This window comes from Pseudoalteromonas sp. G5_S1_14_S5, assembly GCF_054968605.1.
In genome coordinates this window covers 1-11,826 of the sequence record NZ_JBQKUM010000105.1, presented here as the reverse complement: position 1 = coordinate 11,826, position 11,826 = coordinate 1, and the positions used below count along the sequence as shown (strand labels likewise).

General features: G+C 43.4%; 15 protein-coding genes and 1 pseudogene. 2 read left to right on the top strand and 14 right to left on the bottom strand.

Annotated features, from left to right (window positions below; translation table 11 throughout):
- Window positions 1-104: 104 nt before the first annotated feature.
- Window positions 105-2,360 carry a peptidase U32 family protein gene (locus tag ACTRWI_RS20775; RefSeq protein ID WP_499133641.1) on the bottom strand — a complete coding sequence of 752 codons (2,256 nt, stop codon included), beginning with the start codon at window positions 2,358-2,360 and terminating at the stop codon, window positions 105-107.
- A gap of 104 nt (window positions 2,361-2,464) precedes the next feature.
- Between ACTRWI_RS20775 and ACTRWI_RS20770 the strand changes: the two genes are divergently transcribed.
- Complete coding sequence (locus ACTRWI_RS20770; protein ID WP_499133640.1) at window positions 2,465-3,124, top strand: glutathione S-transferase; 660 nt, start codon at window positions 2,465-2,467, stop codon at window positions 3,122-3,124.
- Between the two features lie 81 nt (window positions 3,125-3,205).
- Here ACTRWI_RS20770 and ACTRWI_RS20765 read toward each other — a convergent pair whose 3' ends face one another.
- The 5 genes from ACTRWI_RS20765 to ACTRWI_RS20745 all read right to left on the bottom strand — a co-directional run bounded on the left by ACTRWI_RS20765 (window position 3,206) and on the right by ACTRWI_RS20745 (window position 6,335).
- On the bottom strand, window positions 3,206-3,655 hold the full coding sequence (locus tag ACTRWI_RS20765) for a GyrI-like domain-containing protein (RefSeq protein ID WP_499133639.1): 450 nt from the start codon (window positions 3,653-3,655) through the stop codon (window positions 3,206-3,208).
- Between the two features lie 52 nt (window positions 3,656-3,707).
- The gene (locus tag ACTRWI_RS20760; protein ID WP_499133638.1) at window positions 3,708-3,941 is read right to left on the bottom strand and encodes a hypothetical protein; all 234 of its coding nucleotides are present in this window, start codon (window positions 3,939-3,941) and stop codon (window positions 3,708-3,710) included.
- A gap of 464 nt (window positions 3,942-4,405) precedes the next feature.
- Window positions 4,406-5,032, bottom strand: coding sequence for a type B chloramphenicol O-acetyltransferase (gene catB, locus ACTRWI_RS20755; RefSeq protein ID WP_499133637.1), 627 nt, complete (start codon window positions 5,030-5,032; stop codon window positions 4,406-4,408).
- A 96-nt stretch (window positions 5,033-5,128) separates the two neighbouring features.
- Complete coding sequence (locus ACTRWI_RS20750; protein WP_499133636.1) at window positions 5,129-5,860, bottom strand: SDR family oxidoreductase; 732 nt, start codon at window positions 5,858-5,860, stop codon at window positions 5,129-5,131.
- Window positions 5,861-5,921: 61 nt separating this feature from the next.
- A complete protein-coding gene (locus ACTRWI_RS20745; protein ID WP_499133635.1) occupies window positions 5,922-6,335 on the bottom strand; it encodes a nuclear transport factor 2 family protein in 414 nt (137 codons plus the stop codon).
- Window positions 6,336-6,674: 339 nt separating this feature from the next.
- Here ACTRWI_RS20745 and ACTRWI_RS20740 point away from each other — a divergent pair, with 339 nt between their 5' ends.
- Window positions 6,675-7,007, top strand: a complete 333-nt coding sequence (locus ACTRWI_RS20740; protein WP_004741022.1) for a PBPRA1643 family SWIM/SEC-C metal-binding motif protein — start codon at window positions 6,675-6,677, stop codon at window positions 7,005-7,007.
- Window positions 7,008-7,402: 395 nt separating this feature from the next.
- On the opposite strand, the gene ACTRWI_RS20735 is transcribed toward ACTRWI_RS20740, so the two are convergent.
- The 8 genes and pseudogenes from ACTRWI_RS20735 to ACTRWI_RS20700 all read right to left on the bottom strand — a co-directional run.
- Window positions 7,403-7,924, bottom strand: coding sequence for a GNAT family N-acetyltransferase (locus ACTRWI_RS20735; protein ID WP_499133634.1), 522 nt, complete (start codon window positions 7,922-7,924; stop codon window positions 7,403-7,405).
- A gap of 40 nt (window positions 7,925-7,964) precedes the next feature.
- Window positions 7,965-8,969 carry a S66 family peptidase gene (locus ACTRWI_RS20730; protein WP_499133633.1) on the bottom strand — a complete coding sequence of 335 codons (1,005 nt, stop codon included), beginning with the start codon at window positions 8,967-8,969 and terminating at the stop codon, window positions 7,965-7,967.
- A 104-nt stretch (window positions 8,970-9,073) separates the two neighbouring features.
- Window positions 9,074-9,331, bottom strand: coding sequence for a hypothetical protein (locus ACTRWI_RS20725; protein ID WP_102423004.1), 258 nt, complete (start codon window positions 9,329-9,331; stop codon window positions 9,074-9,076).
- A gap of 162 nt (window positions 9,332-9,493) precedes the next feature.
- On the bottom strand, window positions 9,494-9,886 hold the full coding sequence (locus tag ACTRWI_RS20720) for a hypothetical protein (RefSeq protein WP_499133632.1): 393 nt from the start codon (window positions 9,884-9,886) through the stop codon (window positions 9,494-9,496).
- Between the two features lie 67 nt (window positions 9,887-9,953).
- Entirely contained in the window at window positions 9,954-10,367 is a 414-nt protein-coding gene (locus ACTRWI_RS20715) for a GNAT family N-acetyltransferase (protein ID WP_499133631.1), read from the bottom strand.
- 167 nt (window positions 10,368-10,534) lie between these two features.
- Entirely contained in the window at window positions 10,535-11,116 is a 582-nt protein-coding gene (locus tag ACTRWI_RS20710) for an HD domain-containing protein (RefSeq protein ID WP_499133630.1), read from the bottom strand.
- A 61-nt stretch (window positions 11,117-11,177) separates the two neighbouring features.
- Window positions 11,178-11,360, bottom strand: a pseudogene (locus ACTRWI_RS20705) (GNAT family N-acetyltransferase); the annotation flags it as partial.
- A 120-nt stretch (window positions 11,361-11,480) separates the two neighbouring features.
- Window positions 11,481-11,826, bottom strand: a 346-nt coding sequence (locus ACTRWI_RS20700) for a VOC family protein (protein ID WP_499133629.1), incomplete at its 5' end; no start/stop codon positions are given.

Here is an 11,826-nt window from a genome sequence, read left to right as displayed (position 1 = left end):
AAAATGATAGGTGTTAACTCGATTGAGTGGCTTTTTGTTTCTTGGTTCACAGTGCTTATAAACGGTTATGCCTTATAAACCTTGAAGACTCTTTGTTTTAAAAGCTATAAACCTTGAACGTACTGAGCGTTAGTGCGAATTTCGACAAGTTGCTCTAGGTGTTGCTGTGAGCCTTCAACGCCGTTGATTAAACCTTCGAAGTGCTTAATCAGCTCTACCTTGTCTTGAACTTCTTTTGAACCCGCACCGATGTTGGTTAGGTCTATGAAGAATTCGTCAAACAGGCCAGAGAAATCCGTTACAGCGTCATGGTTTAGGAACTGCTCATGGTTGTAAATGCTTGGGTAGCCACCCTTCTGTTTGTCAACCGCGAACGAGATACCTTTCACGTTAGTAATCGTGGTAGCTTTTTCACACTTCAACATACAACCCGCTTCGATGCTTGGCTTGTTACAGCCTACTGTTCTTTGGAAGAAACATTGGCGGCTGGTCATCATCAAGATTGGGTGGTAAATGCTGTAGAACAGTTTGAAGTTCTCTGGGCGGCGAATATGACGAATCTGACCTTTGTTGATCTCGTTCGAAATGAACGCGCCCGCACAGTTTAGCTCTTCTTTAAGCGTCACTAATGCGTGAGAGTTTGTCGTGTTCATGAACGGACCAGCAACCCACTCGATACCCATCTCGTAAGCCTTGTATGCGATACCCGTGTTGTTAGTCACGATGCGAGCTGGCTTAACGACTTCAAGAATACGAACGGCTTCGTCGTAGTCCTTGCCAATCAATACTGCTGGGAACCACGGAATCAAACGTGGATTTACCGCCAAGATATCGATGTACTTGTTACAACGTTTCTTAAAGCTTTCTGGGAGCTTGAAGTAAACGTCCGCGTCCGTCACATCACATAGGTGCAAGTCTGCAACGTCAGCGATAAGCATCGACATAGTCGGCTTCTCGTTCACTTTAGGATGCTGTGGCAGTGCTGGCACTTCAACGTGCTTAATCACTTCAACAGAGCCGTTTAGAACGAAGTCAATTTCGTCTTTAATGTCAGAAATTTCTTTCAGCGGAATCACTAGCCCAGAGTCCACTTCGCTGAAATCTTGGCTTTCTAGTGTGTGAACCGCACTCTTCACGTTCTTGAATCGCTTCTCAAGTAGCTCTTGAGTAATCGCTTTCTCTTCTGTTGTAGTAAGCAGCGACTTAGATTGCAGGGTGAAGTGCTCTTTTTCTGTCTTCACTGTCACCGTAAATGGCTGACCTGCTTTTGCGCTGAAAGACATAGCAACCGGCGTCTTGCGGATATCAAGGAACTTAATCTTGTCACGCATTTCGTCACCAAGTACATCTTTCGCTTCATGCAGCTGTACTGTCGCTTCTTGAATCTGAACCACTGAGATTTCGTTGTTCTTCTCTTTCGCCTGTTCAACCGCATAGTTAATGCTGTTATCACGAGGGTTATCGATGAACATGTCTTTCGTTAGGTTGCCCTTAAGGAAAGAGTTTGTGAATTCACGGTTGAATACTTTGTGTAGGTTTGAATCGTCTTCAAGCAACAAACCCTCTTGTACAAAGCTATCGATCTGCTTGCGCCACGTGTCTACCACAGTGTAAACGTAGTGTGCGCCTTTAATACGGCCTTCGACTTTTAGCGAGTCTACCTTTGCGTCTACCAGTTCAGGCAAATCGTAATAAGCAGAGTTATCTTTTAGGTTCAGTGGGAAACGGTTACCCGCATTGGTGATTTCATATTCATCACGACATGCTTGGCTACAACGGCCGCGGTTACCTGAGTTACCCACACTTACTGAGCTTGAGTAACATTGACCCGAAAACGCGATACACAGTGCACCATGTACAAATACTTCAGTCAGTACATCATGTTCGTGTGCAACTTCAGTCAGCATTTTAATTTCAGACAGGTTCAACTCACGAGACAAGTTAACGCGCGATGCACCAATCTTAGACAGGAACTTAATCTGACCTTCATTGTGTGTGGTTAGCTGAGTTGAAGCGTGAATATCTAACGATGGGAAGTGCTTCTTCACTAAGTTAAACAAGCCCAAATCTTGGACAATGATGCCGTCTACCTTAGTATTCACTAGCTGGTTTAATAGCTTAGTGATGCTCTTCGTTTCGTGCTCCAGTAGCACTACGTTAAGCGTTAGAAAGATCTCACAACCGTATTCATGAGCAAGGCGGATTACCCCGTTCAACTCATCTAACGATAGGTTAGAAGCTCTGTTACGAGCGTTGAAGGTGTCTAAACCGCAATAAACTGCATTGGCTCCGGCTACGATGGCTGCTTTGATCGCTTCTACATCGCCACCAGGGGCTAATAACTCAATTTTTCTGCTCATTTTTGAAGTCGCTCACTTACTTATAATTTTTAAGCCGCGTATTCTACCCACATCACGATCTGTTTACCACCGTACAACACTTTTCAAACTCAATGACCTCAACAATGCCTAATCCTTCAGCTCTACCCGTCCTGTACTCTCTCCGTCGCTGTCCTTACGCAATGCGTGGAAGAATGGGCATCGCCTTATCGAAACAACAAGTACTACTGAGAGAAATCGTCACCAAAGACAAGCCTAGTGAACTCTTGGCCAGTTCGCCAAAAGGTACAGTTCCAGTTTTAGTGTTATCCGATGGAAAGGTTATTGAGCAGAGCTTAGATGTGATGATGTGGGCGCTTCAACAGAACGATCCACAAGATCTGCTTCGTTCGAGTAACCCTTCACTCAGTGAGCAAATCCACCAGCTCATTCAACAAAATGACAAGGAGTTTATTGGTCACTTAGAGAAGTATCGCGCTTCTGTTCGCTATCGCAATGACGACATAGAGCAGCGTAGAAACTTATGTGAAACCTTTATTAGCGAGCTTGAGGCAAAGCTCGCCCACCACGACTATTTGTTTGGAGATTCTCCTAGCCTAGCCGACTTTGCCGTGATGCCATTCGTCAGCCAGTTTGTAAGAGTAGAAAAGAAATGGTTTGTGCAGTCTGAATACCAGAATGTTGGGCGTTGGTTACGGTCGCACCTCGAGAGTAAACTCTATACCCAAGTAATGAAACAGTACCCATTATGGAATGACACCAAGCAAGATTGTCTTTTTGGATAAGACCAAATAGCAAAAGAGCCGCTCAAACCGAGCGGCTCTTTTATTTCATTAACTTTTACAGGATATATAAGTGCTCAAAGATTATTGAATCGCAATTGATATCTCGACTTCAGTTTCGCCTTTGTACAGCTCAAAGTCGGTTGTGTACGTTCGTGTATGTGGGCAATCTGGCGCGTTAAAATACGCCCATACTTCTCCCCACAAATCGATCACCGCTTGTGGTAATTCGCCTTGTGCCGAGAACGTCAGGTATTTTCCAGGTTCAATTTTTGTTTCGACCAATTGGTCAATGTCGTTATCAGTAAGCGCATTGGTACAAGCAATCACATCAAAGTCACCCGTAAAATCTGACTCGTAGTTGGTGTAAACACCATATACCTTTGAGTCTGGGGTCAGCTTAGGGAAAGCTTGTTCGAAAAAGCCTTGCCACAATTGCCCTATTTTTGCCTTTGCTGGATCAACCTCGTCGGTATTGTTGGTTCTTACCGCAAAGCCATACGCCTTTACCGCTTCTAATATTTGTTCTTTCACTCTTCTATTTCCTGAGCTATTATATTGCGTTAACTGTTAAACAAGCTCGATTCTAGTCTTGGATCTCTTTATGTCCGCACTTTTCACAAACAACATGGCGAGAAAATTCATCCATGGCAGCGACAAAACCGCCAAGAAACCAGCCTTTGACCAGACCGGAGATAAACTCAAGCCGTTTTTGGTTTGGTTTGCCCTTAAATTCACTTTCCTTTCTTACCAAAACAACAACGTGTTGCGTACGCTCACGGCAATATGTGCAGTAGCTTTGTTCTATTGAATTATTCATATGTCACCCTATGACGTTTTGAAAGAGGTTTGCTTAAAATGAGGGCTTTCAAACATACTTGTAATTCGATAATTCTTGCCAACACAACGAGTCGTTCTTGGTTACGTGGAGTATCTTCGAGATATTAACCTGAGTGCAACGTGGGTTTAACTGGGACCCGTGCACATACACAATCTCAACGCAATCACCGCAACTAATCATAACACTTCCAATTCATTCATTACGCTAATGCGAGATACTGTGTGATGCAAGTAACTTATGACCATTCACTTATGTAAGTCACATTAATCTTATTTGGTTTGTACCTTGATCGATCTGGAAGCTTGATATCTACGCACAGGACATTATGTGGGGCTAATATTAGAGGTGATGTCCTTATTTAGCGAAGAAGATACCGTACTCTACTTTAAAATCGGAGCCGGTATCTTCGCTAAATCGCGATTCAATTTACCAAGCAGAAAACATTAAGCAAAGGTCTTCCAATACTGATACAAGCTATCGATATCAGAAGAGCACATCAAGGACATTGCACCTTTGATTTGCACTTCATTCCATTCCCACCATTTCATTTCTAGCAACTGCGCAATTTCAGTCTCACTAAAACGATAGCGGATATGACGAGCTGGATTAGAACCGACAATTGAGTATGGCTCAACGTCTTTGGTTACGACTGCACGGCTGGCGATAGTGGCACCGTCGCCAACCTTTACGCCACTCATGATCATCGCCTCTGTACCAATCCAAACATCATTACCAATCACAGTGTCTCCAGAACGTTCAAAGCCGTCGATTGCCCCTTCAAATTTTTCATCACCTTGATAGAAAAATGGGAATGTGCTCACCCACTGGTTTTGGTGACCTTGATTGCCTGCCATCATAAACACGGCACCAGAACCAATCGAGCAGTAGCTACCGATGATCAACTTGTCGATATCCGTTCGGTCAGGAAGTAGGTAGCGCGCACAATCATCAAAAATATGGTTGTGATAGTAGCCGGAATAGTAACTGTGCTCACCCACAATGATATTTGGGTTGGTTACTTGTTCTTGAAGTGATTTACCCACGAATGGGCTTTCAAAATAGTTATTCATATTTGTACTCTTAGTTTCGTTCTTTTAGTTTGGTACTATTTATTGCGGTCATGATTCTAACTAATTTCTATTTTTACGTAAAAGCCTTACCGTATACTAACGTCCGCCTGCAATATCAATAAATGACCCTGTCACATAAGAAGCGTCATCTGACAGTAACCATGCGATAGAGTTTGCGACTTCTTCTGGCGTACCACCTCGTTGTAGTGGCAATTGTGAAGCTAGCCTATCAACTCTACCCGGCTCACCGCCATCGGCGTGCATTTCAGTATAGATACAGCCAGGTCTTACGCCATTGACACGGATGTTTCTTGACGCCAGTTCAAGAGATAAGCCTTTAGTAAGGGAGTCCATTGCACCTTTCGAAGCCGCATAATCTACATATTCAAATGGCGCTCCGGTACGTGAAGCTGCAGACGATACATTCACAATAGAGCCAGCACCATCCGCTTGCTTGATAAAAGCTTTGCTGCAAAGGAAGCAGCTCGACATATTTGACTTCATCACCTTTTCAAAGCGATCCAGTTCAATATCTTGTAATGCAGATTGAGTAAACAAGATGCCTGCATTGTTAACCAAGTGAGTCACTGGCCCGAGTTTGTTACGTGCAATTTCAAACAAGGATTTAACGTCTGATTCAACCGATACGTCAGCACGCACACTGATAGCTGTGCCGCCTTGTTGTCTAATTTCGTCAACTAGCGCTTCGGCTCTAGATTCATTTTGTATGAAATTGACACAAACCGCATAGCCTTGTTTTGCTAATAGCTTAGATGTTGCAGCACCAATACCTCGGCTCCCGCCGGTAACGATTACGACCTTGTTCATGGACTCTCCTAACTTGCTGACTTTTTGATTATTTGGTTGTTGCTTAGCACGTACGCTACTGTTAGCTCGTGTTGTGGCATTTAATATTATTTGATTCAGGGCTGACTAATTGAACCCATTGTGAGCGCCACTCTTGTGGAGCAAAGCCATCTGGCCAAAACTCTGTTTGCTTTTTGATCAAGCCGTGAACTACGGTGTGGAAGGTAATCACGCGGTCATTAAGAACGCTGTCAGTCACTGACACATCGGTAACAACAGTATCGCCCTCACATACAATCGAGTTGAGCGTAAATTTCCACACATCATTTGCTGGGTATTCAGAGTTGATCGCTGTGAAGTTATCTCGCCCGACGGTTAGCTCAGATGACTGTGGCCAATAACCTTGGAAATCCTCCGCCAACCATTCGCTCGCTTTTGCAAAATCGTTAGTACGCATTGCATCCCAAAAATTTAGCACCACCTCTTTTGATGTCATTACCTAATCCTTTATGTTCGCTATTATTCTGATTTAACACACATTAACGGTAGAGCTAGGCTTCAGCAAATACCGAGCTTAAAATAATACTAAAACCTTGTCAGGCCGCATGTTTTTGGTCATGGCCTCCATTCTACAAATCGTCTATTTTTCATCGCGAGCCGTGCAGATTAAGTTGCTGTCAATACTCCACACCGATCGACATTACCGTGTAAAAAAGATTGCTGTCTATGTTTGGCTCTCAGCTTTATCAATTTGAATATATGCGTATAATCCCCCGCTCCATGCGCTATCAAGATGAACATGAGCGCCATAACACTATTTCTTAATGAGTACCCCATGTCGAAACTATTTTTCAAAGGCCGTATCGAAACAAGACAAAACCACGTCCTTGCAGGCTACAACGTAAACCGCGATGTAAAAGCGGGTACTGAAGAAGCACCAATCAAAGTAACGGTTCAAAACGAAACTCGCAAAGCTGAAATCGAAACACTGGCTGAAGAGCAAGAGTTCGTTGTTGAAATTACAGTAGACGCGCAACAAGAAGAGAACACCATCGAGCTTGATACATTCCTAAATAAGCCAAAAACGATGACGTTCGAAAAGACACCTAACCGCAACGACCCATGCTCTTGCGGTAGCGGTAAAAAATATAAGAAGTGTTGCGCTTAAGACTTCTGAATTGAATTGCCAATAGCAAAACGAAAGACAACGGGAAGATCGCTTAGAACTTCCCGTTTTTATTTACTCAAACCCATCATTAATCTAGATGGTCCAGCGTCTCTAAATAGGTACCGCATCGAGAGCATTTGTAATCTCCCATTGCACAATTAGAAATAAACCCAGACAAGATTCGTATCAGCAAGCCCGGCTTCTTCTCATCTTGCGGTGCTTTTTGTACTTGGCTACTGAACAAGGTGTATTTGTGCAATGTTAGCGCTACGCTTGTTAAACGAGTCTAGCGAGCCAAAGCCATCGATGGTTCAACTGTCGGAACTCAGTATAGACAGGCTCATAACTCAGTTTGCTGAAAGGAGCATCTTTCTTGCGCGTGCTATGACCGTGTCCTAATACATATACCCTAACCAATCGACTTTCCCGGAAGGCCAACTCGCCCCACTGATCGATTTGACATAAAGGTCGTCAACTTCCTCAACAGCGATGCCATGATTTAAATGCTCATTGAGTCTTAGCCAAGAATGGTCAGCAACGACTCTGTTGTAACCTTGCGACGAATAAAAACTGTGTAACTCAGAGATTAAGATAATGAAGTCAACATCCCTCTCCTTTGCATAAGCATCAAGCTCACAAAGCATTGCTGAACCAAGGCCTTTACCTCGAACGTCCTCGGCGATACAAAAATCAATAACACCTAGAACTTTAAAAGCATGGCCGCCAACGTTGATCATTCGATAGTCAAGGCCAAGATAACCAACCAACTTACCTTGTTCCAGTTGGAGCGCACGCATATGGGGTAATTGCTTGAAGTATGAACGTTGAACCTGATGCTCTGGAAATGCACTGTTCCTGAGTGTGGTAATCGCTTGATGCTGTTGTTTGCTTACTTCAATTTCAGATATGATTTCCATGTACTTCCTTTTCCAAATGAACTCCCGACACATTATGAGACTAGAAGTTAGTAACCCAAGGTCCCTGCAACTCAAAGGTCTGATTATCAAAGTCGATACTCCCTCGAACGCCAAGTGGCGTGACCAACATTGGATGAGTGTGGCAGCTATCAAACCCGTACAGTATCGGCACGCTTTTACCGTTTAACACTTCAAGAAGCACATCAAGAGGTGTTCGCTCTGTTCCTTTATCATCGAACAGCTCATGCTTACCTAAGATGATAGCGCCCACCTTATCAAATACTCCGCAAGCCAATAGGTGTGCAAAAGAGCGCTCTACGGTTTCGATACCCTTCAATGAGTCCTCGATAAGGAGAATATCGCCATCGAGAATTTCGGGCATATATTGGCTACCCCATATCCCAGCCATCGTACTCAAGTTACCACCAATCACTCGGCCACTAACTTTTCCTTTGCCGATAAACTTCCATTCATTGTCATAGACTGACTTCGCGGAGTTCTGAGTTTCCCAATCATGTTTAATATCCGTCCATACCTTGGGCATTATGTATTGATGTTGACTTGTACTCTCGCACAACAACTCACTGAATGATTGGAACGTTTGATCAACCAGCGGCGGAAGCTCACCAAATGAGGCAACAAGTGCCGGGCCATAAAATGTGACTAAGCCAGTTTGGGCATGAATCGCCAATAGCAATGCGGTTACGTCGGAGTAACCTATGATGATCTTTGGATCCTTTATGAGTGCGTCATAATCAATATACGGTAATAACGAGTTGCTATTATTGCCGCCAATTGTAGACATAATGCAGCGAACTTCAGGATCTCGAATCAGTTGGTTTAGCTCTTCGACTCTTGCTTGAATAGAGCCAGAACGGTAACCATCAGACTTCCCCGTCAAAGAGCCCTCAACCAAAGTGAAACCTTTTGATTCCAAGTAGTTTTTAGCGCGAGCAAATCGATTGGGAGCGAACACTGTCGCAGGGGAAGACGGTGAGAAAAAACCAATTTTGTCACCGATGTTTAAAGCCTTTGGGTAAATCACTTCCTTTGTCCTCCATAACAAAAAGGAAACGGCATAATGAGCCTTATTAGCTGAAGTTTTAGATGCTAAAAGTTAGGTATCAACTAAAACAAAATCTCATAATATCAATGCCATGACTTGGTGCCGCACTTCTCACACTGATATTGATATTCTTGGTCTATGAAAAAGCCAGGCGTGTCTTTGTCGTCTTTAAAAAACAGGTTTACGATATACTCCACCAACATCCCTATTTTCCACTGTCTTGCTTCTGATTCCGCTTGCTCCTTTTGCTCCTCAACAGAGCTGCTCATTGCAAGGTGTGGAGTCATTGAGTTACAGTTTTCACAGTAATATGGGTGCTTAATGTATTTACTATCAATCATTTATATAAACCAATGTGCATTTATAAAGTTGATTGCATAGTAACAAGCTAACGTTGGATTATCTAACTTATTATATTGATCGACGTCTCATGGCATGTAGTTACGCTACACAAGACGACGAGAGTGCCGTGGCTAATGTGTCACCTTGCTAAAGAAGGTTAACTATAAATCGAGCTTCTTTACTGTGACGGTGTATGTCCACACATCAGTGTCGTCATCACCAAAACTCATACTCGCTTCACCACCCTCAGGCTTAAGCGCGAAATCTGGCATCTCACTGTAGCTTGATCCACTTTCATTAATACATGACATCGTGGCCGATAGAAGAATCGTGTTGTCGCTATGTTCAGAGAGCATTCCAGTATACGAACACTCATCAACGCTTGTGGTAAGCGTCTGGCCAAGGTAATCAAATTTAACCGATGGAAAGTCGCGCTTTAGGGATTGCTCTACCACCGTAATGGTCATTTCATAACTACTGCTTGGTAATTCACTATCAGCGAATACACAGCTTGATAGGCCAAGCAGCGATAACGCCAAGATTCTATTTTTCATTAATTGATGTGCTCCTTTTAAACTTGAGGCTCTTTGCATAATGTCATGGGAGAGCCTCAGTTTTTTATTACATATGCTTGGGTGGAAACTTCTTTGTCATACCTTGGCTAGAAGGAGATACAAGCTTATAACCGAGTTTCTCATAAAACACCGGTTCATCAGCAATCATGGAAACATACGACCCTTCCAGTACAACAGAAGATAGGTAATTGTCGATGTATTCCATTACTTTTCTACCCAAGCCCTGCCCTTGATAGATTGGATCAACAGCGACATCAACCACTTCAAAATTACATGCACCATCACCGACAACACGCCCCATCGCAATGAGTTGGTCACCTTCTCGAATAGAGATGCCGTATAAACTATTTGGTAAAGCGATTGTGGCTGCTTTCAGTGACTTCGGTGATAATTTTGCTTTCACCCGCATCTCACAAAACTCGGCTGGATTTGGGACTTTTTCTTCGTATTTGAACGCCATTTTTACTGCTCCTTTTGATAAGCAGTGAGAATACACATCAAAACTGTATGAATAAACAGTGTCTTTAATATTTTGATGATAATGTCGCAATCTAAAGGGCATATAAAAACCCAAAATCTGGGTGGATGTGACTCCTTGTCCATCACCTTGGCAAGCTAAATTTGAATTTACTTCAATAATCCTCGGTCGGCAGCCGCTTCAAGTTGAACTTCTAATTCGCTCCAGAGTGCCTTGCTGCCTTTAGAAATACGGTCACCGTTAAATGTCAGTACCTTATCTTTAGATATATTGTGCCTCTTCCAGCTATGACCACCGCCATGGATGTTATGAAGTAAAGGGGGCACTCTATCGACCGCTTTACCGAATCTCGCTTCCGGTGACTCACCTGCTTCAAATTCTAGCCATAACTCCAAATATTCGGATCTTAGATGGCTCGGCAATGACCCAAGTAATCGCTCGACACAGTTTCTCTCTTTAAGTTTGTTTTCTTCTGTTTCACTGGCATAGATGATCGTGTCACCTGCATCGATTTCACCGAGATCGTGTATCAGCAACATCTTCATCACTCGGGTAATATCGATCTCTTCATTCGCATAGTCTTTCAACATCAGAGCACTCAAACAGACATGCCAGCTATGCTCAGCGGAGTTTTCATAGCGATCCAGACCCACAGGCCTCGTTTGTCTATGAACATCTTTCAACTTTTCCACTTCAGCCATGAACTCCAAAATGCCTTTGATTTCTTCCACTATACGCTTCCTTAACTTGAATTGATGTTTTAAGTGATGCACAGGGTTACAGTGAAAGTCTTTACCCCAACTGAACCGACATCTTGTAGTAAGAGACTCCCGATTTTTGGAATTCAACGCCTTCGACCTGCATCTCAGACCTTTGATAGAAACCCAAAGCGGTTGTACGGACACCACACCAAAAATAACTCACTTGATCCGCTTGCAGGTCTTTGATGATGTGTTCGATGACCTTAGAGCCAACACCCTGCCCTTGTTATTCTGACAACGTGGCAAACTTACGTAGCCTGGCTTGCTGTTTTTGAACGTAAACAGACGCAACACAAACTAATTTTATATTTTAAACTTTTTGGTAAACGACCAGTTACAGCTGCCAAAAACCGAGTTCAACACCACTTTGAATGACAATGGCACACATTCCGTGACGTGGTAACTCCATTGGTGGAACGGCAACTTCAGCATCCAACTTTTCAGCGGCGTTTACTGCAGCTTCTATGTCTTTCACCAGTGTGTAATGACGAACGACTGGCTCCTCAGTTTCACGAAGTGGTCCCCTCACACCAATAACTCCACCATTTGAGAGCTTAGCAGTACGAGTACCCCCTAAATTCACATCCGCATCACTAAACTTTACATCGTAGATCTGTGCGTAAGTTGCACAAACCGTGTCTATTTCGGGGGTAACAATTTCAAGATATTGAACTTTCAAG